22 protein-coding genes and 1 pseudogene are annotated in these 23,885 nt (G+C 65.6%); 4 read left to right on the forward strand and 19 right to left on the reverse strand.

Features of this window, described 5'->3' with window-relative positions; all coding sequences use genetic code 11:
* Nucleotides 1-306: 306 nt before the first annotated feature.
* On the forward strand, nt 307-912 hold the full coding sequence (locus ACCQ07_RS08495) for a DUF488 domain-containing protein (protein ID WP_014089929.1): 606 nt from the start codon (nt 307-309) through the stop codon (nt 910-912).
* A gap of 72 nt (nt 913-984) precedes the next feature.
* Here the strand turns inward: ACCQ07_RS08495 and ACCQ07_RS08500 are convergent, their stop codons facing one another.
* The 4 genes and pseudogenes from ACCQ07_RS08500 to ACCQ07_RS08515 all read right to left on the reverse strand — a co-directional run.
* A complete protein-coding gene (locus tag ACCQ07_RS08500) occupies nt 985-3,096 on the reverse strand; it encodes a methyl-accepting chemotaxis protein (RefSeq protein WP_136733795.1) in 2,112 nt (703 codons plus the stop codon).
* A gap of 270 nt (nt 3,097-3,366) precedes the next feature.
* Nucleotides 3,367-4,557 (reverse strand): FAD-dependent monooxygenase, encoded by a 1,191-nt coding sequence (locus ACCQ07_RS08505; RefSeq protein ID WP_011347057.1) that lies wholly within the window; start codon nt 4,555-4,557, stop codon nt 3,367-3,369.
* A gap of 35 nt (nt 4,558-4,592) precedes the next feature.
* On the reverse strand, nt 4,593-5,057 hold the full coding sequence (locus ACCQ07_RS08510) for a MarR family winged helix-turn-helix transcriptional regulator (RefSeq protein WP_372364131.1): 465 nt from the start codon (nt 5,055-5,057) through the stop codon (nt 4,593-4,595).
* Between the two features lie 42 nt (nt 5,058-5,099).
* Nucleotides 5,100-5,268, reverse strand: a pseudogene (locus ACCQ07_RS08515) (MarR family transcriptional regulator); the annotation flags it as partial.
* A gap of 261 nt (nt 5,269-5,529) precedes the next feature.
* Between ACCQ07_RS08515 and ACCQ07_RS08520 the strand changes: the two are divergent.
* Entirely contained in the window at nt 5,530-8,385 is a 2,856-nt protein-coding gene (locus ACCQ07_RS08520) for a hybrid sensor histidine kinase/response regulator (RefSeq protein ID WP_057681540.1), read from the forward strand.
* Nucleotides 8,386-8,499: 114 nt separating this feature from the next.
* On the opposite strand, the gene ACCQ07_RS08525 is transcribed toward ACCQ07_RS08520, so the two are convergent.
* Nucleotides 8,500-8,844 (reverse strand): response regulator, encoded by a 345-nt coding sequence (locus ACCQ07_RS08525; protein WP_031422223.1) that lies wholly within the window; start codon nt 8,842-8,844, stop codon nt 8,500-8,502.
* Nucleotides 8,845-8,969: 125 nt separating this feature from the next.
* The gene (locus ACCQ07_RS08530) at nt 8,970-9,176 is read right to left on the reverse strand and encodes a hypothetical protein (protein WP_033478913.1); all 207 of its coding nucleotides are present in this window, start codon (nt 9,174-9,176) and stop codon (nt 8,970-8,972) included.
* On the opposite strand from ACCQ07_RS08530, the gene ACCQ07_RS08535 reads away from it, so the two are divergent.
* Entirely contained in the window at nt 9,142-10,659 is a 1,518-nt protein-coding gene (locus tag ACCQ07_RS08535; protein WP_218495559.1) for an ATPase domain-containing protein, read from the forward strand. The two genes, ACCQ07_RS08530 and ACCQ07_RS08535, sit on opposite strands and share 35 nt — an antisense overlap.
* Nucleotides 10,646-12,718: a PAS domain-containing hybrid sensor histidine kinase/response regulator family protein gene (locus tag ACCQ07_RS08540; protein WP_057681539.1), complete on the forward strand. Its 2,073-nt coding sequence runs from the start codon at nt 10,646-10,648 to the stop codon at nt 12,716-12,718. The genes ACCQ07_RS08535 and ACCQ07_RS08540 overlap by 14 nt, the downstream gene beginning before the upstream one ends.
* Nucleotides 12,719-13,077: 359 nt before the next feature.
* Here the strand turns inward: ACCQ07_RS08540 and ACCQ07_RS08545 are convergent, their stop codons facing one another.
* The 13 genes from ACCQ07_RS08545 to ACCQ07_RS08605 all read right to left on the reverse strand — a co-directional run bounded on the left by ACCQ07_RS08545 (nt 13,078) and on the right by ACCQ07_RS08605 (nt 23,824).
* Entirely contained in the window at nt 13,078-13,785 is a 708-nt protein-coding gene (locus ACCQ07_RS08545) for a tetratricopeptide repeat protein (protein WP_372363980.1), read from the reverse strand.
* Complete coding sequence (locus tag ACCQ07_RS08550; protein ID WP_071117587.1) at nt 13,779-14,276, reverse strand: cytochrome c-type biogenesis protein; 498 nt, start codon at nt 14,274-14,276, stop codon at nt 13,779-13,781. Before ACCQ07_RS08550 ends, ACCQ07_RS08545 begins: the two co-directional genes overlap by 7 nt.
* The gene (locus ACCQ07_RS08555) at nt 14,273-14,815 is read right to left on the reverse strand and encodes a DsbE family thiol:disulfide interchange protein (protein WP_029819178.1); all 543 of its coding nucleotides are present in this window, start codon (nt 14,813-14,815) and stop codon (nt 14,273-14,275) included. The genes ACCQ07_RS08550 and ACCQ07_RS08555 overlap by 4 nt, the downstream gene beginning before the upstream one ends.
* Complete coding sequence (locus tag ACCQ07_RS08560; RefSeq protein WP_372363981.1) at nt 14,812-16,800, reverse strand: heme lyase CcmF/NrfE family subunit; 1,989 nt, start codon at nt 16,798-16,800, stop codon at nt 14,812-14,814. The genes ACCQ07_RS08555 and ACCQ07_RS08560 overlap by 4 nt, the downstream gene beginning before the upstream one ends.
* A 63-nt stretch (nt 16,801-16,863) precedes the next feature.
* Entirely contained in the window at nt 16,864-17,334 is a 471-nt protein-coding gene (ccmE, locus tag ACCQ07_RS08565) for a cytochrome c maturation protein CcmE (protein ID WP_127171295.1), read from the reverse strand.
* Nucleotides 17,331-17,537 carry a heme exporter protein CcmD gene (ccmD, locus tag ACCQ07_RS08570; protein WP_008574947.1) on the reverse strand — a complete coding sequence of 69 codons (207 nt, stop codon included), beginning with the start codon at nt 17,535-17,537 and terminating at the stop codon, nt 17,331-17,333. The genes ccmE and ccmD overlap by 4 nt, the downstream gene beginning before the upstream one ends.
* A complete protein-coding gene (ccmC, locus tag ACCQ07_RS08575; protein WP_014089940.1) occupies nt 17,534-18,292 on the reverse strand; it encodes a heme ABC transporter permease CcmC in 759 nt (252 codons plus the stop codon). Before ccmC ends, ccmD begins: the two co-directional genes overlap by 4 nt.
* 10 nt (nt 18,293-18,302) lie before the next feature.
* Complete coding sequence (locus ACCQ07_RS08580) at nt 18,303-19,628, reverse strand: S8 family peptidase (protein WP_372363982.1); 1,326 nt, start codon at nt 19,626-19,628, stop codon at nt 18,303-18,305.
* A complete protein-coding gene (locus tag ACCQ07_RS08585) occupies nt 19,625-20,281 on the reverse strand; it encodes a zf-HC2 domain-containing protein (RefSeq protein WP_372363983.1) in 657 nt (218 codons plus the stop codon). The genes ACCQ07_RS08580 and ACCQ07_RS08585 overlap by 4 nt, the downstream gene beginning before the upstream one ends.
* Nucleotides 20,278-20,871, reverse strand: a complete 594-nt coding sequence (locus ACCQ07_RS08590) for a sigma-70 family RNA polymerase sigma factor (protein WP_007964109.1) — start codon at nt 20,869-20,871, stop codon at nt 20,278-20,280. Before ACCQ07_RS08590 ends, ACCQ07_RS08585 begins: the two co-directional genes overlap by 4 nt.
* Nucleotides 20,872-20,922: 51 nt before the next feature.
* On the reverse strand, nt 20,923-21,732 hold the full coding sequence (locus tag ACCQ07_RS08595) for a TorF family putative porin (RefSeq protein WP_011347069.1): 810 nt from the start codon (nt 21,730-21,732) through the stop codon (nt 20,923-20,925).
* Nucleotides 21,733-22,061: 329 nt separating this feature from the next.
* Nucleotides 22,062-22,454, reverse strand: coding sequence for a c-type cytochrome (locus tag ACCQ07_RS08600; RefSeq protein ID WP_011347070.1), 393 nt, complete (start codon nt 22,452-22,454; stop codon nt 22,062-22,064).
* A 26-nt stretch (nt 22,455-22,480) separates the two neighbouring features.
* On the reverse strand, nt 22,481-23,824 hold the full coding sequence (locus ACCQ07_RS08605) for a hypothetical protein (RefSeq protein WP_011347071.1): 1,344 nt from the start codon (nt 23,822-23,824) through the stop codon (nt 22,481-22,483).
* Nucleotides 23,825-23,885: the final 61 nt, after the last annotated feature.

Raw genomic sequence — 23,885 nt, forward strand, 5'->3', positions numbered from 1 at the left:
CACCGCCCGTCTCATCTTCTGTCCCGCACTCAGCGCGATGGTCCCCTGACGATCAATGTGTCATCGAGCTGATCGCTCAGCGACGCGGTCGACCGTGTCGTGCAGATGGTCGCGCTACCAGCGCACCGCTGCCACCGCATTCAGGACGATCTGGAGCGATCAGCCATTACCTTGCTACGGGAATTGCACGCGCTTAAAAAGCCGATGAGCCAGATCCGCGTGCGGGAAGAGGTCGCGTGCCCATCACTTGCTGTGGGCGCTGGCAGTGCTAGTGCTGTATTGCCACTCCGCCTAACTGCTGCTGCGATGCATGACACCTCTCCCCTGATCAACACCGACGCGCCTGGGCTGCAGGCCGCTGGCGATACGGCCGGGATGCTCTGGACAATCGGTCATTCCACCAGGACCTGGGAGGCGTTCGTCGCGTTGTTGAGCGCGCATCGGATTAAGGCAGTGGTGGATGTGCGGCGCTTTCCGGGCTCGCGTCGCTACCCTTGGTTTGCCAGCGACACGATGGCGCATGCACTGGACGCGGCGTCGGTGCGCTATCTGTGGCTGCCCGAGCTGGGTGGACGGCGCAAGGCGCAACCCGGGTCGCCCAATGGCGCGTGGCGCAACGCGGCGTTTCAGGGCTATGCCGACCATATGACCAGCGCCGACTTCGGCGCCGGGCTGGAGCAGGCGACCGCCATGGCACGTGAGCGGCGTACGGCGTTGATGTGCGCCGAAGCACTCTGGTGGCAATGCCATCGCCGCCTTATTGCGGATCTGTTGCTGCACCGGAGGTGGCAGGTGCTGCACATTCTTGGCGAGACCGCGGTGCAGCCGCATCAGTTGAATGCCGATGCGCGCCCGGTTGGGCGCGATCTGATCTATCCGCCGCGACAGGTTGGTCTGTTTTCTGCCGGTTAGGCGCTTGCGGTAGGTCGAGCCCCAGATGATCGCCGCGACCGTCGCTGGTGCGTCGAATGCTATCGCGCGGACTCACAGCACCGTTGCGTTGACCTTGAAGACTTCCACTGCGCGGGTGAGTTGCGCGGAGTGCTGTTCCAACGCATGCGCGGCGGTGCTGGCGGCTTCGACCAGGCGCACATTGTGTTGGGTGGTCTCGTCCATCTGCGCGATGGTGTGATTGACCTGTTCGATACCGCCGGCTTGTTCCTGCGAGGCGGCGGAGATATGGGCCATGATGTCGGTGACGTGCTGGACGCTGGTGACGATTTCGCCCATGGTGGTGCCGGCGGTGTGCACGAGGGTGGAGCCGTCGGCGACGCGTTGTACGGAATCGTCGATGAGCCGCTTGATTTCTTTTGCCGCATCCGAGGAACGGTGCGAGAGCGTGCGCACTTCCGATGCAACAACAGCGAAGCCGCGGCCCTGTTCGCCGGCGCGTGCGGCCTCCACCGCGGCATTGAGGGCCAGGATATTGGTCTGGAAGGCGATGCCGTCGATGACCGAAATGATGTCGGCGATACGTCTGGACGAGGCTTCGATGCCGGACATCTGTTCGATCACCTGGCCGACCACGTCGCGGCCTTCCGAGGCGATGGCGGCGGCGCCGCGTGCGAGCTGGTTGGCGCGGGTGGCATGTTCGGCATTCTGCTTGACGGTGGAGGTCAGCTCTTCCATCGATGCAGCGGTTTCTTCGAGGCTGGCGGCCTGTTGTTCGCTGCGCTGCGCCAGCTGCTGATTGCCGCTGGCGATATCTTCTGCGGCGAAGCTGATGCTGTTGGAGGTTGTCTGGATGCGGGTGACGATGTCGGTGAGGCGGTGCACGGTGCTGTTGGCATCGTCACGCATGGAGGCGAACACGCCGTGGAAGTTGCCGGACATGCGCACGGTGAGGTCGCCATCGGCGATCGCGCGCAGCAGCCCGGAGAAGCTGGCCAGGTTGGTATCGGAGGTGGCCATCATGGTGTTGAGGTTTTCCACCATCAGGCGAAAATCGTGCTCGAACGTTTCCGCCTTGCCGCGGAGTGCAAAGTCGCCTGCGCAGGCGGCCTGGGTCAGTTCCTGGATCTGCGCGTTGATGGCCTGCAGGTTGCGCTTAACCTGCTGCATGGTGGCGGTGATGGCGGATTTTTCGCCCGGATACTGCTCGATGTCCTGGGTGAGATCGCCAATGGCGTAGCTGCCCATGACCTGGGTCATGCGCAATTGGGTCTGCACGTGGGCGTGTACGAGTGCGTTGGTGTCTTGCACCATGTCGCCATATTCGCCGGGAAAACCCTGTGGGTCGGTGCGGTAGCTGATTTCGCCGGCGTCGTGGCGCGCAGCCATGCTGCGTTGCGCCCAGATCACCTCCTGCAGGCGTCGCTGCATCTGCTGCATGGCGCGCAGCAGTTGCCCGGATTCGTCGTTGCCGGTCGCTGCGTCCTGGCTGCGCAGATCGCCGTCGTTGATGCGCTGGGCCAGGCGCAGCGACTGGCGCAGCGGCAGCACCACACTGCGCGTGAGCAGGAACGCGATGGTGGCGCCCAACAGCAGGGCGACGACGGTGGACATCACCATCAGCATCGCAAAGCCGCGCGCGGTGGCAACGGCCTGCCTGGCGGCTTGGCGGTTCTTGGCTTCCTGCAGGTCGATGAAGGCGTTGATGCTGGCCAGCCAGGCAATGAAGGCCGGGCGCGCTTGCTGCAGCAGGTGCTGTTCTGCCTGCGCCTTGTCGGCCGCATCGCGGAACGCGCGCACTTGCGCGATCAGCGGCAGGGTGCGCTGCTCGACGGATTTGATCTGCCGGAGAATGTCTTTCTCTTTTGCATCGGTCGAGCTGGCGATCATGTCGTCGAGCGGTTGCGCAGCGCGTGCGTAATCGGCAGCGAGCTTGTCGATCGATTGTTCGGCGGCGTGGCGCTCTGCGGGGTCGTCCATGAGTACGACGTCGCGCAGAGCAATTGCGCGGTCGTGGACGCTGCCACGGAAATTGATCGCGTAGCGTTGCTTGACGCTGTTGACCTCATTGATGGCGGTGAGTTGCTGGTCGATGCTGCGAACGCGTTGGATGCCCACCACGGTCAGGATCACCATCAAGACGATGATCGCGAGAAAGCCCAGGGCCAGGCGCTGTCCAATGCGCAGATTCGGGAAGAAATGCATAGGTGTTCGATCGGTGTTCCGACTGGCGGAAGAGCGGGGGAGTCCCGGCAACGGCAGGGAGACGAATACGCACGCGACAGCGCAAGAGCCAGCGCAACGGCTGCCGCTCAAGTGGTGTCTCGACGTGTTCGTTAGCGACCTCTAGCAGTGGAACTGAAGACGTTGCGTCTGCCGGTTCAGGTGCTGGTGGGGCTGCTCAATGCGCCGAGACACTCGTCATTCCTGCCTGCAACGCTGCCGCCGGCGGCTTACCGGCGCCTGCAACGGCGCTTAGGGATAACGCGAGAGATCCGGCGCCTTGATCGCCGGCGTCATCCACTTTGCAGCGAGGTTCTGCACGCTTGGCTGGCTGGCGAGTTTGAGTGCGCCATGCAGCAGGTGGATGCCGAGCCGGCTATGCGGGTTCATCAGGCGTGGGCCGATCTTCGGCACGCCCTGGGCCTGCTCGACCATCGGGCGCATGGCGGTGGCGTAGGCAGCGAAGGCCGCGTCCAGCGTGGCGGCCTGGGCGATTTCGTTGGCCAGAACATACGCGCCGGTCACTGCCAGGGTGGCGCCGATCCCGGCCAGTGGCGTGGCGCACCAGGCCGCATCGCCGGTAAGCACTGTGCGACCGCTATGCCAACGCTGCATGCGCACCTGGCGCAGGGCATCGAAGTAGAAGTCGTCGGTGCCATGCATGCCATCGAGCACGCGCGCCGCCTGCCACCCGGCGTCGGCAAAGCCCTCGTGCAGGTAGGCCTTCTGGGCGTCGATGTCCCAGTCTTGTTCGCCTTCGGGCGGTTTCTGCAGCGAGAGCATGGCGCGCGTGGTGCCGTGCCGGTCGGGTCGCAACGAGATGCTGCGCCCGCCGGTGGTGTGGTACCAGCGCCACAGCGGGTCGTCGTCGGCGCTGCGCGGGATGGTGAAGTAGGCGATGGTCAGATCCATCCAGCGCGGATCGTTTTCTCCCGGGAAGACCTGTTCGCGCGTCGAAGAGCCCACGCCTTCGGCGACGATCACCGCGTCGAAGCGTTCGCTGCAACCGCTTTCGAAGGTGACGGTTGCGGCATCGCTGCCGGCAGCGTCTTCGATGCTGGCGATGCGGTCGCCGAAGCGGTACGTCACATGGCCGCGCGCGGCATCGTAGAGCAGGCGGGCCAGATCGCCGCGCAAGATCTCCAGTTCGGCGGTCGGGCCATCGCCATCGATGTCTTCGGTCTTGAAGGTGGCGACGGCCTGGCCGTGCGCGTCGATCCAGGCGGTGCCTTCTTCGCCGGTTCCCTGGGCCAGCGCGGCCTGTTCCAGGCCCATGCGTTGCAGCACCTCACGGCCGACACCACGTACGTCGATGTTCTGGCCGCCATCGCGAAACCGGGTGGCGCGTTCCACCACGGTCACATCGAAGCCGCGATGGGCGAGTGTCCAGGCGGCAGTGTTGCCGGCGATGCTGGCGCCGGTGATGAGGATACGACGCGGCATTGCTGTCATCCTGGCAGGAAATATCAGGTGTGATATTACACGTCCTGGCCGTGAAGCTCCATGTTCGCGATCAGCCGGTGCATCAACGCGACGGTCTGCTGCACCTCGTCAGCGGAAAAGCCTTCCAGCGCCACTGCGTTCATATCCAGCAGCGCACGCCCACCGAGTTCGGCCATCTTGCGCCCGCGCGCGGTGAGCGCCACCAGCGCGGCACGGCGATCCTGCGGGGTCGGGGTGCGCTTGATGAGCTTCAGTCCCTCCAGCTTGTCCAGCAGTGCCACCATGGCCGGCTGCTTCACGGCCGATGCGATGACCAGGTCACGCTGCAGCATCGGGCCTTTCCAGGACAGCAGCATGATCGGGCCGATCAGCGCCAGCGACACGCCGTGCGGCCGCAGCTCGGCGTCCACCAGGCGGTTGAAGACCCGCGCTGCATGGTTGGCCAGATACCCCGGCGCGACCGCAGCTTGCGGATGGATGAGTTCATTCTGATCAAGCATCTGTAAGACCGTTCGTTGCCCTGTGGCTATCGGGCAATGGTACGTCTCCTGCAGTGCGGCATGGCGCTCGTTGCCGCGTGCCACCGCGTGCACGCCCGGTGGCTGGCTGCCGGGGCGATATCGCGTTGCTGCGCGGCCCGAAGACGGCACGGCCCCATGTGCGCGGGCCGACGGCTGTACCGGCCGTGGCGCAGGCTGCGCGCTGCCGCAGACGCAGGAGCGCAAGCTGCCTGGTTCAGCCATCGCCTGCGGGCGTGGCTGGACGCCACCAGCCATAGGCCAGATGATGGGCGCGAGCGCGCGGCTCGGTCTTGCCGACGCGTCATGCGCCTGCGGCGACCTGGTCTTTTCAACGGTTGGACATGATGTACGGATGGATGATGGAGAAGCTCGCAGCAGGCGACCTCGCGGTCGTGCACGTTGCGTGCTGGAGCGGCGACCTGCGTGTGGACACAATGCAGGTACGCCCTCTATGAATGCGGGATTTCCGCACGGCAACAGCGTCATGGCGCAGGCGGTACGCAGCCACGACTGGGCGGCGAGCCCGCTGGGACCAACCGCTCAGTGGCCATCGCCGTTGCGCAATGCGGTCGATCTGATGCTGGGTTCGCCCGAAAGCATGTATGTGGTGTGGGGCGATGCGCTGACCTTTTTCTACAACGACGCCTACACGCCGATCCTGGGGCCGCGCCAGGCGCAGGCGCTGGGCGCGCCGCTGCGCGTGTTGTGGGCCGATGCCTGGGAGGCGGTGCGCGAGCCGATCGAAGCGGCGTTCGCAGGGCAGGCATCGCGCTTTGAGGAAGTGCCGATCGGCATGAACCGCTACGGCGTGCCGGAGCAGACCTGGTGGACGTTCTCGTTCTCGCCGATCTATCTGGACGATGGCCGGGTGGGCGGCGCGTTCTGCGTCACCAATGAAGTCACCGCGCGCAAGCTGGCGCAGGCGCGGCTGGCCGACGAACACGAGCGCCTGATCCGCTTGTTCGAGCAGGCGCCGATGTTCATGGCGTTCCTGAGCGGGCCGCAGCACCGGGTGGAGTTCGCCAACCCGTGTTATTCGCGCCTGATCGGCCACCGCGATGTGATCGGGCGGCCGTTGGCCGAGGCGCTGCCGGATGCGGTGGAACAGGGACATGTGCGTCGCCTGGACGAGGTGTACCGGTCCGGGCGCGCGTTTTCGGCCAATGCGCTGCCGTACAACGTGCAGGCGGTGCCCGGTGGTCCCGCCGAGCGACGCTTGCTGGATCTGGTCTATCAGCCGATCGCAGGCGCCGATGGCACCATCTCCGGCATCTTCGTGCAGGGCCTGGATATCACCGACCGCATCAGCCTGGAGCGCGCGGTGCGCGAGGCCGAAGTGCGCAACCGTCAAATCCTGGACAGCGTGATGGACTACGCCATCATCGCCACCGATATGCACGGGCGGGTGACGTCGTGGAACGAGGGTGCGCGGCGCATTCTGGGCTGGAGCGAGGTCGAGATGCTCGGGCAAACGCTGCAGCGCACCTTTACGCCGGAAGACGTCGAGCAGCGGCAGATGCTGATCGAGGCCGCTGCCGCGCTGGAAAGCGGCAGCGGCATGGACGAGCGCTGGCACGTGCGCAAATCCGGCGAGCGGTTCTGGGCCAATGGCTCGCTGATGGTGTTGCGCGAAGAAACCGGCGAGGCGATCGGGTTCGTCAAGGTGTTGCGCGACCGCACCGCCGAGCGGCTGGCCAGCGAAGCGCTGCAAAAGAGCGAGCGGCGCCTGGACGCACTGGTACGCGCGTCATCGCAATCGATTTTTTCCGCCAGTGCCCACTGGCGCGAATGGCGCCAATTGGTCGGCGACGGTGTGCTGAGCGATGCGGTGTCGGCCACGCCCGACTGGCAGGCGATGGTGCACCCGGACGACCGCGCGCGATTGGCGCAAGCGCTTGCGCAGGCGACTGCCACCAAGTCTGGTGTGGATGTGGAATACCGGGTGCTCGGCACGGATGGGCAGGTGGGCTGGACCTTGATGCGCGCGATTCCGTTGCTGGATGAGCGCGAACAGATCGCCGAATGGTTCGGCACCTCTGCCGACATCACCGACAAACGCGTGGCCGAAGAGCAGCTGCGGCAACTGACCGAGACGCTGGAAGAGCGCGTGCGCGAACGCAGCGCGGCGTTGTTGCTTGCCGAAGAGAAGCTGCGTCAGAGCCAGAAGATGGAAGCGGTGGGGCAGCTGACCGGCGGGCTGGCGCACGACTTCAACAATCTGCTCACTGCCATCAGTGTCGGCCTGGAGTTGCTGCAGACGCGCATCGAACAGGGCAAGTACGACCGGCTGGAGCGCTATGTGGAAATGGCGCAATCCAGCGCGGCGCGCGCCACTGCCTTGACCCAGCGGTTGCTGGCGTTTTCGCGCCGGCAGACGCTGGCGCCCACCGCGCTGGATGTGGAGGAGCTGGTGCGTGGCATGCACGACATCATTGCGCGCACGCTGGGGCCGTCGATCGCGCTGCAGCTGCGTCCGGCAGACCAAGCGTGGCAGGTGCTGGTGGACGCGCCGCAGCTGGAAAACGCGCTGCTCAATCTCTGCATCAACGCGCGCGATGCCATGCCCGATGGTGGGCAGCTCACCATCAGCCTGCACAACCGCGCGCTGGATGCCGCTGCCGCCCAGCAGCTGGAGCTGCCGCCTGGCGATTACGTGTGCCTGAGTGTGCAGGACACCGGTACCGGCATGACGGCCGAGGTCATGGCCAAGGTGTTCGAACCGTTTTTCACCACCAAGCCCATCGGCCAGGGCACCGGGTTGGGCCTGTCGATGATCTATGGGTTCACTCGACAGTCCGGCGGGCATGTGCGCATCGATTCGGAAGTGGGCGTGGGCACCACCATGGCCTTGTACCTGCCGCGCTTCACCGGCGTGCTGGCGCAAGACGACGTGGCACCTGCTGATGCGCCGCTGCAGCGCAATGCTGCGCACAGTCGCACCGTGTTGCTGGTGGAGGACGAAACCGCGATTCGTGTCTTGATCTCCGAAGTACTCACCGAAGCCGGCTACCGCGTGATCGAAACCGCCGAGGGCAGTGCGGCGGTGGAGCGCTTGCGCTCGCAAGAGCACATCGATGTGCTGGTGACCGACGTCGGCCTGACCGGCGGCCTCAATGGGCGACAGGTTGCCGACGCCGGGCGGCAATCGCGTCCTGCACTGCCGGTGCTGTTCGTCACCGGCTATGCGGCCAGCGCCGCGGTGGGCGCGGGCCAGCTCGACGATGGCATGGAAGTGTTGACCAAACCATTCCAGGCCATCGAGCTGGAGCGGCGGGTGGCGCAGTTGCTGGAGCGTCGCGCGCGCTAATCAGGTGCCGGTGCTGCTGCGAGCCGCTCGTTGCACCGGCATCGATCGCCTGAGACATGCGTATCGCAGCGAACGTGGCGCAAAGACGCAGCGGGCGCACGCGGTTGGGCCTGCCTAGAGCGCCGTCTGTACGATGCCCAGCAGATCGCGCAAGGAAAATGGCTTGGTCAAAAGACGCATGCCGGTATCCAGAAAGTCGGCACGTTTGGCGATTTCGCCTGCGTAGCCAGTCATGAAGACGATGGGCATTGCGGGGTAGAGCATGCGCGCCTGATCGGCAAGGTCGCGCCCGTTCATGCCGGGCAGGCAGATGTCCGACAGCAGCAGATCGAACGGGCATGCCCTGGTCAGTTGCGTCAGCGCGTGTTCGGCGTCGGCAGACGCCACCACGTGGTAGCCCTCGTCGCCAAGAATGTCTGCAGCCATCTCGCGGATTGCATCGTCGTCTTCGACCAACAGGATGCGTGCGTTGGGTAATGCGTGAGCCACTGCGGTCCTCGAGCGATCGCAATGCTGCGATGCTTCGAGATGCACATTAGGCGCGCCTGCGTGACGGCGGCGTGCGATGCTGCAACACGATGCGTTCACCGCTGTTGCCAACGCCATGCGCCACCAGTCGGATGATCGAAAAACAGCGCAATTCTGCTGATCTGCGATACCTGCAGCAGCGATGCCGTGAATCGCGTCAAGCAAAGCAAGCTGATCAGTTCAGTCGCGCCCACCGGCCAATAACGCGCACGTGTTAAATTCAGCTCTATGAAGAACGTGACGCCGATGATCGCAAACCGCATCACCACTGGCAGCACCGGGCTCGACACTATCTTACGAGGTGGGCTGCCCGCCAACCGTTTGTACCTGCTTGAAGGCCAGCCTGGTGCGGGCAAAACGACGCTTGCACTGCAGTTCCTGCTGGATGCTGCGGCCAAGGGCGAGAGTTGCCTGTATGTGACCTTGTCGGAAACCATCGACGAGCTCACTGAAGTGGCTGCTTCGCACCATTGGTCGTTGGAGTCCCTGCATATCTTTGAGCTGGCATCAGCAGAGGCCTTCCTGGGCGAAGGGCGGCAGCAATCCATCCTGCATCCGTGGGAGATGGAGCTCGATGGCACCATCAAGCTCATCCAGGCCGAAGTGGACCGGGTGAAGCCGACGCGGGTGGTGTTCGATTCGTTGTCCGAGTTGCGCCTGCTCGCGCAGGATTCGCTGCGTTATCGGCGCCAGGTGCTGGCGCTCAAGCAGTATTTCGCGCCGCGCAACATCACGGTGTTTCTGGTGGACGATCTCACCGGCGAAAACGGCGAGCGGGACGCGCATTTGCACAGCCTGTGCCACGGGGTGATTTCGCTCGAGCGCACGACGCTGGAGTTCGGTGCGGCGCGGCGCCGCATGCAGGTGCAGAAATTGCGTGGCGTGGATTTCATCGCCGGCTATCACGACCTGGCCATCGTCACCGGCGGCATGCGTATCTATCCACGTTTGATCGCCTCCGACCACCACCGGCCATTTGTCGGCGAACCGGTACCAAGCGGCGTGGAGCGCATCGATGCATTGCTGCACGGCGGCCCGTTGCGCGGGACCAGCACGCTGCTGACCGGGCCAGCCGGCTCGGGCAAGACCAATCTGGCCCTGCAGTTCGTGGTTGCCGCGTGCGAGCGCGGCGAGCATTGCTGCGTGCTGGAGTTCGACGAGCGCACCGGCACCTTGTTGAAGCGTGCCGAAGGCCTGGGCATGGATCTGCGCAAATATATGGACGCGGGTCTGCTGGAGCTGCATCAGATGGATCCGGCCGAAGTCACGCCGGGCGAATTCGCCTGGACGGTGCGTGGCAGCGTGGAGGAGCGCGCGTGCCGCATTCTGGTGATCGACAGCCTCAACGGGTATCTGGCGTCGATGCCGCAGGAAAAGCAGCTGATGTTGCAGATGCACGAGCTGTTGTCGTATCTCAACCAGAGCGGGGTGACCACGTTCCTGATCAACCCGCAGCAGGGGCTGGTCGGCAGCATGGCGACCAGTAGCACCCTCAATGTCTCCTACATGGCCGACACCGTCGTCTTGCTGCGCTTTTTCGAGGCGAAAGGACGCATCCGCAAGGCGTTGTCGGTGATCAAGAATCGCAGTGGCGCGCACGAAGATGCGATTCGCGAATTGCGCATCGGCAGCAGCGGTCTTCAACTGAGCGAGCCGCTGGAGAAATTCCACGGCGTGTTGACCGGTACGCCGCAGTTTGTCGGAGACGACGGCCCGTTGCTGGATCGTCCCCTTGAATATCTGTGACGCGGACGGCTCCATCGTCCATATCATCGCGCCGTTCGGCCGCGACGCGCAGAGCATTGCCAGCATCGTTGGCGAACGCGGGCTGACATGCCGGGTCCATGCCACGCTGGGCGCGCTGGCAGGCGACCTGCACGATGGCTCCGGCGTGGTGGTATTGACCGAAGAAGCCATCCGTGGCGACCTGCATGCGCTGTCGCACATCCTGCAAGGCCAGCAGGCCTGGTCGGACATTCCGTTCGTGTTGTTGCGTACGCCGCGTGGCGCGTACAACCGCCGGCAGGTGCGGCTGCCGGCCGACATGACCAACGTCATCGAGTTGGAGCGGCCGCTGAGCTCGGCTTCGTTGCTGAGCGCCATCTCCACCGCGTTGCGCGCACGGCAGAAGCAGTTCGTCATCCGCGACCAGTTGGCGCAGTTGGCCGAAAGCCGCACCGCGCTGGCGCAGAGCGAGGCCGAACTGCGACGGGTCACCGATGCGCTGCCGGTGCTGATCGCCTTCATCGACAAGAACCTGATCTACCGCTTTGCCAATCGTTCGTACGAAGACTGGATTGGTGTGCCGCCTGCCGATGTGATCGGGAGGCCGCTGGTGGATGTGGTGGGGCCTGCGGTGGTCGAACAGCGCCGCGCCTGGATCGAGGCCGCATTGGCCGGGCAGACATTGACCATCGAGACCAGTTGGCCGCATGCCGATGGCCGGCGCCGCGATGCGGAAATCCGCTACATGCCGCGCTTTGATGCAGATGGCAAGGTGGATGGATTCCATGTGTTCGCCACCGATGTGACCACGCGCGCGCTGGCGCTGGAATCGATCCAGCAACAGGCCAACCTGCTGGAAGCCAAGGTGGCCGAACGGACCGCCGAGTTGCAGCAGCAGATGCTGGCGCGCGAATCCAGCGAAGCGGCACTGCGCCAGGCGCAGAAAATGGAAGCGGTGGGCCAGCTCACCGGCGGCATCGCACACGATTTCAACAACATGCTCACCGGCATCCTGTCTGCGCTGGATCTGGCGCGGCTGCGTATCGACCAGGGGCGCACCGAAGGGCTGGGTCGCTTTCTGGATGTGGCCTCTGCCTCGGCGTTGCGCGCAGCTGCGCTCACCCAGCGCCTGCTGGCATTCTCGCGGCGTCAGTCGCTACAGGCGCGGGATCTGCAGTTGAACGATCTGGTGGTGTCGCTGCAGGAGTTGCTGGCGCGCACGTTGGGCGAATCGGTGCGCCTGGAGATCGATCTCTGTGCGGAACTGCCGCAGGCGTACGTTGACGAGAATCAGCTGGAAAGCGCACTGATCAACCTGGCCATCAACGCGCGCGATGCCATGCCCGACGGTGGGCAGCTGCGTATCGCAACCCGGCAGCTGCAGGTGGAAGATCAGCCGCTGGAACTCGGGCGTGGCATCGCCTTGGCGCCGGGGAATTACGTGGTGGTGTCGGTTGCAGACACCGGAACCGGCATGCCCGCCGACGTGCTTGAACGCGTGTTCGAGCCGTTCTACACCACCAAGCCGATCGGCCAGGGCACCGGCCTGGGCATGTCGATGATCTACGGCTTCATGCAGCAGTCCAACGGGCAGGTGTGGGTGGAGTCGCAGCCGGGCGCGGGCACCACCGTCAGCCTGTATCTGCCCGCCGGGGTTGCGGCGCAAACCGCGGTGCCGCAGACGCAGAGCGATGCGGTGCTGGCAGGGCAGGGCCAGCATGTGCTGGTGGTGGAAGACGACGAGCAGGTGCGGCTGCTGGTCACCGAACTGCTCAGCGAGCTGGGTTACCAGGCCGACGTGGTGGCCGACGCGGACGCGGCACTGCCGATTCTTGCCTCGCCACGGCGGATCGACCTGCTGGTCACCGATGTCGGCCTGCCGGGCCTCAACGGACGCCAGTTGGCCGAGATCGCAAGGCAATCGCGGCGCGATCTGCCGGTGATCTTCATGACCGGCTACGCAGAAACGGCACGCGACCGTGGCGAATTTCTCGGCGAAGGCATGAGCATGATCGCCAAGCCATTCACGCTGGGCGAGTTCAGTGGAAAGCTGCACGATGTGCTGGGGCCTTCGGCCTGAGTGCAGATAACGCGATGTAGCGAGCCGGTCGAACGTGGATGATGCAGGGGAGCGGCGTGTACGCGTGCTCGCTTTCGCTCTTGCGTGGCGATCTGTCTGCCTCGCGATTGCCCGGCCTTTTCGGCAGATGCGCTCCAGCTGGCACGCTGGCGCGAGAGGCTGCAATGCGATGACGTGCGTTCTGCCGCAACTGTGCGGCACGATGCGTCGCACTTGAGTGCACGATGCAATGACGCGGAGTGTTTGCGCCAGGTGCCGCGTCTCGCGCGTGAACCGGCTGCTTGGCATTGCGCACGCGCTGTGCAATTGCGCTGCAGTGCAGCCATCGCAATCAAGCCGCATCGCGCAGGATGCGTTGCTCAGCGCGTCCCACGCGCGGATTGCCGCGCGCTGGCCATCGATTCGGCCACCGCGATCTTGTCTGCCACCGCCTTCTGCATCGGCGATCCGGTTTCCAGCAAACCGTGCAGATGCCGCCAGTGCGCAGTGGCGGCGGCGAAGTCCTGCTGCTGAAAATCGCTGATGCCTAGCAACCAGAGTCCACGCTGGTTGTCCGGCTCGCGTGCGATCACCTGCTGCAGGCGTGTGCGCGATGCGGTGTCGATGGCGAAATCGGCGTGCGTGGCCATATCCGCCGCCACCCAGCCCACAATGGCGGCGCTGATGTCGGGAGCGATCTTGAGGACTTGTGCATACGCCTCGCGCGCCTCGGCGGGTCGGTCGTTCTGCTCGAATGTCTTGGCCTGCTGCATGAAGCGATCCAGCGCCTGCGCCTGCGCATCGGCAGGGGTGCTTGCCGCTTGCGCCTGCCCTGCATCCGCAGAGGGTGGCAGCGAGGCGACTTGCGCTGGTTGCGCTGCATACACCTGCGTGACGATCGCCTCCGGCGCGCCCACCAGCCGGTACAACCCGGCCGTGGCCAGCGGCAGGCCCAGTCCCAGTAGAATTGCCAAGCGGTAACGCGCACGACCGCTGCCGGTGGGGCGGCGCAGCAGCGGTACCAGCAACAGCAGCAAGGCCAGCGCCACCAGCACGGCGCTTGCGATATAAAAACCCGCCATCACCACTGGTCCTCCACTTGCGGCGCCACCGGCGTGCCGGCGCGCGCACGGGTGCGCACGGTGTGGATGACCACGCCGGCACCTGCAAGCAACATCAGCGCCGGCCCGAACCACAGCAGCCAGGTGCCGCGTGTGACCGGCGGGTCGTACAGCACGAAATCCGAATAGCGATCGACCATGTATTGCTTGATCTGCGCATCGCTCTTGCCGGCCTGCAGTTGCGCGAACACCTGATGCCGCAAATCGCGCGCCAGGCTTGCGTTGGAATCGGCCAGGTTTTCGTTCTGACATACCAGGCAGCGCAGTTGCGCGGTCAAGCGCTGGTAGCGCGCTTCTTCGCTGCGGTCCTTGAACGGCAGCGGATCCACGGCCTGCGCTGCCAACGAGGGCGCCAGCAGCATGCCAAGCAGCAACACCAGCAACAAACGCACACGGCGGCCTTGCGCGCGCCAATGCCAGCGCCAATGCCACCGTCGTGTGTGACGCGCCGCCATCACGGCGTACCCTTGGGCAGCGCGGCGATGGCCGGAAGCAACTCGTCGTCGATGGCATCCGGGGTCAGCACGCCGATGTGCTTGTAGCGGATCACGCCCTGCGCATCGATCAGGAACGTCTCCGGTGCGCCGTAGACACCGAAGTCGATGGCGGTCTGGCCGGCTTCATCGGCGATCACCACTGCATACGGGTTGCCGAGTCGCGCGAGCCAGGCGATGGCGTCGGCGGGCACGTCCTTGTAGTTGTAGCCGATCAGCGGCACGCCAAGCCGGCTGGCCTGGGCCATCAACACCGGGTGTTCGTGCACGCATTCGGCGCACCAGCTGCCGAACACATTCAACACGTAGGGTTTGCCCAGCAACTGGTCACGACCGACGCGTTGCGCCGGGTGGTCCAGCCGCGGCAACGAGAACGCCGGTGCCGGTTTGCCGATCAACGGCGACGGTACGTCGCGCGGATTGTGCTGCATGGTCCGCAGGATGCCGACGCCGAACAGCGCCGCCAGCAATACGAAGCCCAGCAAGGGCAGCAGACGATTCACGGGTGCGATTCCTGTGCGATGACGAGCGCTGGTTGCGCCGGAGAAGCGGCCAAGGGGTGTGCAGTCACCGGTGCACGAAAGCGGCGTGCGCAGGCGCTGACGAAGCCGCCGAGCATCATCAGCAGGCCACCGGCCCAGATCCAGCGAATGAAGGGCTTGTAGTACAGGCGCAGCGTCCAGTCGTTTTCGATGTGCTCATCGTCCAAGGGCTCGCCCAGCGCCACATACAGGTCGCGGGTGATGCCGGGATCGATGGCCGATTCGGTCTGGATCCGCTCGCTGCTGTACAGGCGTTTTTGCGGATGCAGTTGCGCGACCACCTGGCCGTTGCGGCTGACCTGCACGCTGCCTTGTTCGGCCTTCCAGTTCGGCCCATCCACCAACTGCACGCCATCGAAGCGGAAGCTGTAGCCGGCGATCTGCGCGCTCTGGCCGGGCGACAGCCGTACATCGCGTTCCACCGACAGGCTTTCGGAGACCAGCACGCCGGCAACGAACACCGCCACGCCCGCATGCGCGATCAGCATGCCGGCCATTTCCGCCGGGAAGCGCCGCCCGCGCGGCATGTCGCGCCAGCGTTTGACCACGTACAACGCGGTGCCCGCAGCCACCCATGCGGCCACACCCATGCCGGCGATCGCCTTGGCCTGGCCATCGGCAAACACACTGCCGACCAGGGCGCAGGCGATCGCGGCGATGCCTGCGCGTGTGCCGAGTGCTTTCAACGGTGCGGCTTCGGCCTTGCCCCAGCGCAGGTAGGGGCCGAACGGCAGCAACAGCACCACCGGCAACATCAACAACGGAAACAGCAGGCCGAAGTAGGGCGGCCCGACCGAGACCTTGCCCAGCGCAAACGCGTCGGCGATCAGCGGGAACAAGGTGCCCAGCAACACCATGGCCGCGGCCACGGTGAGCAGTAGGTTGCCGATGAGAATGCCGGTTTCGCGCGAGGCGGCGGCAAAGGGTTTGCCGCTGGCGATCTTGGGCGCGCGCAGTGCATACAACAGCAACGAGCCGCCGACGACGGCAACCAGAAAAATGAGGATGTACAGGCCACGGCGCGGATCGGCCGCAAACGCGTGCACCGAGGTCAGCACGCCCGAGCGCACCAGGAAGGTGCCCAGCAACGAGAGCGAAAACGCCAGGATCGACAGCAGGATGGTCCACGCGCGCAGGCTGCCGCGTTTTTCGGTGACCGCCTGGGAGTGGATCAACGCAGTGCCGACCAGCCAGGGCATGAAACTGGCGTTTTCCACCGGGTCCCAGAACCACCAGCCGCCCCAGCCCAGTTCCGCATAGGCCCACCAGCTGCCGGCGACGATGCCGGCGGTCAGGCAGGCCCAGGCCACATTGGTCCACGGCCGTGCCCAGCGCACCCAGGCCTGTTCCAGTTCGCCGCCGAGCAATGCCGCCACTGCGAATGCGAAGGCCACCGAAAACCCGACATAGCCGGTGTACAGCACCGGCGGGTGGAAGGTCATGCCGGGGTCCTGCAACACCGGATTGAGTTCGTTGCCATCCAGCGGAATCGGCGACAGCCGCCCGAACGGATTGGAGGTCAGCAGGATGAAGGCCAGAAAGCCCACCGAAATCAGCCCCAAGAGCGCCAGCACGCGGGCGGCGAAGTGCTGCGGCAGGTGCCGGCTGAAGGCGGCCAGCAGCACCGTCCAGGTGGCGAGGATGGCGATCCACAACAGCAACGAGCCTTCGTGCGCGCCCCACACCGCCGCAACGCGGTAGTACCAGGGCAGGGCAATGTTGGCGTTGGCGGCGACGTAGCCCACCGAAAAATCCAGCGACAACAACGACCAGGCGAGCAGGCCGAACGCCATCCACACGAACACCGCCTGGCCCACCGCCGCAGGCCGCGCGACACCCATCAACGCGGTGTTGCCGCGCCACGCACCGATCAAGGGCAGTACGCCCTGGGCGAGCGATAACAGCAGTGCCAGGATCAGTGCGATCTGGCCAAGTTCAGGCGTCATGGGCGGATCGCAAGGCGAAACGGAAGGGAAGTCATGAGGTGCGTGGCAGCGACCGGAAGCGCATCAACGCGGCGCGGTCAGCGGCGTGGCGGTGGCGGGGAGTGGTTTTCCGGCATGGCCTTCGGCCATGGCGTCCTTCAGCTCTTTCGGCATGTAGGTCTCGTCGTGCTTGGCCAGCACTTCGTTGGCGACGAAGCGCCCGCCCTGCATGCGCCCGTTGGCGATGACCGACTGGTTGTCGCGAAACAGATCCGGAAGAATGCCGGTGTACTCCACCTGGGTGGCCGCGTTTTTATCGATGACGGTGAAGCTGACTTTCAGCGAATCACCTGCACGCTGGATCGAACCGGCCTTGACCATGCCACCGAGCCGGAATTGCTGGTAGCCGGCGGCTTCCCCCGCGCTGACCTGGCTTGGGGTGAACAGGTAGCTCATGTTCCGCTGCAAAGCGAACACGATGAGCGTGACGGCCAACGCGGCGGCGGTGAGTACACAGATCACCCACCACAGACGTTGTCTACGCGTGGCGTTCATGGCGCGTCGCGCTCCAGTGCCGGTGCCGGTTGATCGCGTGCACGACGCGGCACCTGCCGCTGCAACTGGCCGCGCAGTTCACGCGGCAAGCGGCGGCGACGCAGCCAGGGCGCTGCAAGATCGGCCAGCAGCACCAGCACGAATACTGCATAAGCGGTCCACACGTATTGGCCGTAGCCGCCCATCGCCAGAAAAGCGCTCATGCGCTGCGCTCCGTCAACACGATGCGGCGGACCCAGTCCTTGCCGCTTTCAAGCGCCAGCAAATCCACCCGCACGCGGCCGAACAGGCTCGCAACGTAATAGCACTTGGTTGCCAGCATCATGGTCAGCAGCGGCCACAGCATGTCTGCGCTCATCTTGGAGGGGCCGAGCAGGCGCACGGTGGAACCCTGGTGCAGCGTGTTCCACCACACCACTGAGTAATGCACGATGGGCAGATTCACCAGACCCACCAGTGCGAGCAAGCCGGCCGCGCGCATCGCCTGGCGGCGGTCTTCCACGGCGTAATACAGGCCCAGCACGCCCAGGTACAAAAACAGCAGCAGCAACTCGGAGGTGAGCCGCGCATCCCAGGTCCACCAGGTGCCCCACATCGGCTTGCCCCACAGCGCGCCGGTGCACAGGGTGATGAAGGTGAAGGCTGCGCCGATCGGCGCCGAGGCCATGGCGACCACTTCGGCCAGTTTGATGCGCCACACCAGCGCAATGAACGCCGAAACGCCCATTGCCGCGTAGATGAAAAGACTCATCCAGGCGCTGGGCACATGGATGAAGATGATGCGGTAGGCATCGTGTTGCTGGTAATCCGGCGGTGCCAGTACCAGGCCGCCGTAGACTGCGACCGCGCCTAGCAGCGCGGCCAGCCCCAGCGCCCACGGGCGCACGCTGCCGGCGACACGATAGAACGTCGGTGGCGAGCTGAGTCGATGCAGCCACAAGGGAATCCACTTGGCCATGCCGGTGCCGTCAGTTGGAGTGTTTGGCGTGAGGCGCCAGCGCCTGCACTGCGGCGCCGGCGTTGACCTGCAACTGCCCGTCGGAAACCTTGCTGGTGCGCTGCATGAGTTCGCGCAACGCCCTGGCATCCATCGACGGTTGCAGCGACAACAACAGCGCGGCCATGCCGCTGACATGTGCGGTGGCCATCGACGAGCCGGAGGTGAAGTCGTAGCGGCCGTTCGGTTGCGTGGTCAGGATGTCCTTGCCGGGCGCGCTGAGCACGCCCGGCATGGCCGGCGTTGCGCTGCTGCTGCGCACGACCAGCACGCCGGGTACGTCATTGGGAAAGCCATCCATGCGCCCGTTTGGTGGCATTGCCGCCACCACGATGCGGCCCTGTTGCACCAGCTGCTGCAGCATCTTGCTCAGCAGCGGATCGGCGGGGCCACCCAGGCTCAGGTTGATCACGCGCGCTGAGCTGTTGTCGATCGCCGCCAGCGCCTTGGCCAGGGTGAAGGTATTGCACCGTGCGGTGGCGCCGACCGTGGGCGCGTACCAGCACGCCTTGTAGATACTCAGCATGGCCTTGGGTGCCATGCCGACGATGCCCTGGTGATTGTTGCTGCCGGCGGCAATGATGCCGGCCACTTCGGTACCGTGCGGATCGGTGCTGGTCTTCACCGGTGTGTCGTCGACCAGATCGTGCACGTCGCGGATGCGCGCTTTCAGATCGGGGTGGTTGGTGTCCACGCCGGTATCGACGACCGCGATCACCACGCCGCGGCCCTCGGTCACGGTCTGTGCGCTGGCGGCATCGGTGTCGATGAAGCCGCGTTGCATGTCCACGTACGGGTCGTTGTAGCTGGACAGCGCGGTCGTCTTTTCCGACGCATCGGCGGAGAACACCGAGAAATCCTGCACTGGCTGCACCAGCTCCACGCCTTCGTCGTCGGCCAGCGCACTGACCAGTTCATCGCGCGAGACGCCCGGCGGCGGTTGCAGCACAGCGCAATACAGGCCCAGCGAGGTGATCGGCCAGGCCGAGACTTCGCGCAATTTGTAGCGCTGCTTGATGCTGTCCATGCGCGCGGCAGCCTTCTGGCCGGCGCCGTAATAGCTGGATGCGTAGCCGATCAGGCTGGAGCCGGCGCGGGCCGGCGGTGCGGCGAGCGGGTTGGCTACCGCCAGCAGGATGTCGCGGCTACCATCGGGCGTTTGCGCATCGGCCAGTGGCGGGGCGGTGCCGGCAACATCGGTCGCCGGCTCCTGGAGGGCTGCGGCCGCGTGCGCGTGGGAGGTCGCGCCCAGGCCGGTGAACGCGGCGATCAGACCGATGGCGAACAGACGATTCATGGGGCCGAGACGATCTCCGCCAGCCGGATGCCCGGGGTGGCGCGTAGTTGCTGCACGGTCTGCTGCGGTTGGACCGGGGGCTGCGGTGCGGCAGGCACCACGGTGTAGGCGCCCATGTCGTTGGGGCCGCCGACCACCTGCAACTGCTGCGCATGCAGCAGCCGGTCCCAGTCGGCCACGGTCATCTTTGCGTCCGGCACCACGCGGATGGCGCCCTGCGGCACCGGCAGGGCCGCCACGCTGCTGAGCGTGCGGTAGTCGTGCGATGGCGCGGGCGAGGCCAGCTTGACACCCATCACGCCCAGCCCGATGGCCTGGACCAGCGCCGCGGCGGCCAGGGCGCGTACCGTCCAACTGCCGGAGCGGCGTGCGGCCGGCACGCGCGCAGGTGCGCTGTGCTGCTCCGGTGCATCCAGGCGGCCGAGCAGGCGTTGCAGACCGGCGTTCGGGTCCAGTTGCACTGTCGACGGCAGCGCCAAGGCCTGGCGCAGGCGGCTCTGCTGGGCGAATTCGGCGCTACATGAGGCGCACTTGGCCACGTGCGCGATCAGCCAGGTGTTTTCTTCCTCGGTGGCACTGTTCAGCAGCACCGCCGGCATCAATTCCCAGGCGTGCGAGCATTCCTTGCCAGGCGCGATGAAAAACGTCTTCATTGCATGGTCTCCGTGTAAGGGGCGCCGCCGGCCAGGCCGGGCAGCACATTGCGTAATTTGACCCGGGCGTGGAACAGCCGGGCTTTGATGGTGCCAACCGGGCACTGCATGATGTCGGCCACTTCCTCGAGCTTGTGGCCGACGCCGTAGACCAGTTCGACCACCAGGCGCTGGTCCGGCGACAACCGCTCCATGCCCTTGTCCAGCCAGTCGCGCAGTTCGCGGTCGTCGTTGTCGTCGGCGCTGGGGGCGTGGTCTTCCACCAGGGCGGTGTCGTCGATGGCTTCGCCGTCATGCTGGCGCAGGCATTTGAGTCCGCAGCGGTAGGCGATGCCCATGATCCAGGTGGAGACCTGCGAGTCGCCGCGGAAGTCGCCGGCCTTTTGCCAGGCGATCCAGAAGCAATCGTTGATGGCCTCTTCGATGATGTCCGGGCGGCGGGTCAGCCGCGACAGGAAGCGGCACAGCCGTCCGTGATAGCTGTGGTACATGCTGGCCAGCGCGTCGCGATCGCCCCCGGCCATGCGGCGCAACAGCATGCGGTCGGTGGCATCGCCCAGGGTGTCGGTGTCATTCATCGGTGCAGGCATGGCGGGTAACCCACGTCAGTGCGCGCAGGCAGGCAAAAGGTTGCGTGTGGATCAGAAGGTTCTGGCGACCGTGCCCAGCCACGGCATGTCGCCGGGGCCGCCCTGCATGCGCGGGGTATTGCCGCTGGTCAGGATGCGCTCGGCTTTCAGTGTCCATCCGGCGCGGTTCCACTTCAGGCCCACCTGGCCGTACTGATAGCGGCCCGAGCGCGCTGCACCGTAGGCCATGGCCGGAAAACGCGACGAACCGGCACCGAGCGACAGGCTGACATCGTTGCGCAGCGGGACGTTGGCGGTGATGTCGAACGCCACGTTCCACGGCGACCGGTCGGCCCGCGGGAAATTGAAGGTGGACAGCGAAAACGTCAGCAGGTCGCGGTAGGACCAGGCCAGGCTGGCTTCCTGGCGGTCGAAGGTGCGCGTGGCGCGGTCGGTCGGGTAGCCGTAGTAGAGCAGGCTGGCCTGCATCTGCCAGCGGTCGTCCAGCATCCAGGCGCGCCCGACCTGGGCGGTGACCGCGACCGGATCACTCCAGGCGGGGGACTGCAGCGCCACCGAGGTGGAAACCGACCAGCCGGGGGCGGGCAGCCAGTAGCCGGCGGCCTGCACGGTGACCTTGTTGGGCGCGATCGAGATACCACGGTCGATCAGGCTGGAGGTCAGCGCCACTGCACCGCCGAAGTCCTTGGCCAGGGCGCTGCCGCAGGAGCCGGCTGCCAGCGCGAGCAGCAGCCACTGCACCAGCGTGCGGTGACTGTGTGGTGGGCGGCGCCCCCGCGGTTGGCCTGGTCGCTGGGCGGATAAGGCCGGTTGCGCTTCGCACCGTGGGTGGCGTGCGGCACTGTCCAACAGTGCGCCCACGCAGAAGATCGCGCGGGCGCAGTGGCGTCGCGGTCGGGAGGGGAGCGGCTTGGAAGCTGGAGCGGTCGGCAATGGCGTGGGCGGGTGTCAAACAGGGACGCGATGGTGCCCCAGGGCGGCGAACGAGACCACCGCGGCGGCGGCGATTGCGTCCGTATACGCGAAGGCACCGCGTCGGGCAACGCGAATCCATCCGGGCCGGCCGGTCGCGGCCGCCTGCACCGCCTGGCTGTGCAGGCGGCCGACGGACAGGCTGCCACGGCTGGGCGATTGGCGCGCCATGCGTCCGCCCCCTCGGGCGACGACGCGCCATGCCGCAGTGGCCGCGCCTACTTCAAAGTGTTGAGGTAGGCGATCAGTGCGTCGAGCTCCTTCGGGTCGTCCAGGCCGTCGTACTTCATCTTGGTGCCCGGCAGCGCCTTGGACGAGGATTGCGACAGATAGGTCTTGAGCTGGGCCGGAGTCCAGGTCCACTTGCTGTTCTTGAGCGCATCGGAATAACCGCCGAAGTCTGCGACGGTACCGGCAGGGCGGCCTGCCACGCCGAACAGCGACGGACCTTTCTTGTTCTTGCCCGGTTTGACGCTGTGGCATTCACCGCATTCGGTGAGGAAGACGCCGGCGCCGTCGGCAGCGTAGGCCGAGGGCATGGTCAGTGCGCCCGCCAGCATCAGGCCGGCCAACGGGGCGCACAACACGGAGAGTTTGCGTGGTGGGTTCATGTGGATCCGTACAGGTGCGGGAGGGATCAGAAGGCCAGATTGACCGACAGGGTGAAGCTGTCGAGATCGCGCGGATTGGTGATCGGCGGGCCACGGAAGACGTTGGAGGTGCTGCCGTTGAACTTGTCGAAACGGAACCAGCCGGCGGACACGCGCAGGTTGGCCATCGAGGTGTAGGTGCCGTCCTTGCCGAACGGGGTCCAGTACAGCAGGATCAGATTGCTGGTGGTGTCCGGGATACCCACCGGCGAATAGCGCGCCGCATCGAACGAGCCGCTGTTGATCATGTGCGCGGCCAGCACGCCGTAGGTCTGCTTGAAGGCGTAGTTCATGCTGAGGGTCTGATCGCGCACGCTGCCGCGGTCCAGCGCCGGCATGGTCGGGTCGGTCGACATCAGCGGGCTGCCGTATTTGCGACGCTCGTAGATGTTGACGTAGGCCAGCGACAGCACGTGCTCGCGGGTGCCGAGGAACTGGTAGGTCAGGTCGTAGCCCAAATCGGTGAGGTCGTCGCTGGGCCCGGTGCGCAGCGGCTGGCGGCGGGTCGTGAGCGCAGTCAGGCCCACCGAGAAGAACTGGCGCTTCATGTCCTTCATGTAGGCAAGACGCGCATAGCTGGTGTCGCTGAGCTTGCCCGGGTCGCCGTTGACCGGCCAGCCGAGGCGGTCCTGCGCAGACGGCGACAGCGCGCTGTAGCTACCCACTTCGCCGTACCAATTGCGGTCATACAGGCCGTAGACGCTGGCACCGATGACGCGGTTGGACAGCGCCGAGGAGCTGAGCATGGTGGAGGCGCCGCCATTGGAGGCAGGGGTAAGCGTGGAGGCGTTCGGCAACACGTGCACCGGGTCGGAAATGCCCGGGTTGTTGTTGATGCTGACACCGATCATGGTGTCCTTGCCCGCCATCTGGAACGGCTTGCTGACAAAGCGCAGATCGACATCGTCCAGGCGCGTATCGAACGTCGCATTGCCGCTGTTGTTGGAGCGGATCTTCGAGTAGCCGCCGATGTTGTCGTTGAGGCGGCCGCCCAGATACAGATCGGCTTCGCGCAGGCGCGAGGTGCTGTCGCCGCGGCTGGGGTTGTTGCGCGACCAGGTGAGCTGGCCGGACACCGGGATCTTGGTGCCCTCGCCATCGGTATCGGTAAAACCGCCGAGCTTGAAGCGCATGCCGTAGGGCGTGAGCGAGGGACCATAGGAGCCGACATGGCAATCGGCGCAGGACGAGCCGGTCTGGCGCGCGAACGAGGGAATCGCCTGCGCCTGCGTACTGGCCAGTAGCAACAAGGGGCCGGACACGCACAACAAGGACGTCAGGGAGGCGGTACGCGCGGCAGTGCGACGCGGAGCGGGCTGGGGCATGGGCATGGAAAGTCCTTGTTCGACGGTGCGGGAGGCAGCGGTGCGGGAACGGGCGAGGAAACGAATG

Source organism: Xanthomonas sp. NCPPB 3583, assembly GCF_041475715.2.
GTDB lineage: Bacteria > Pseudomonadota > Gammaproteobacteria > Xanthomonadales > Xanthomonadaceae > Xanthomonas > Xanthomonas euvesicatoria.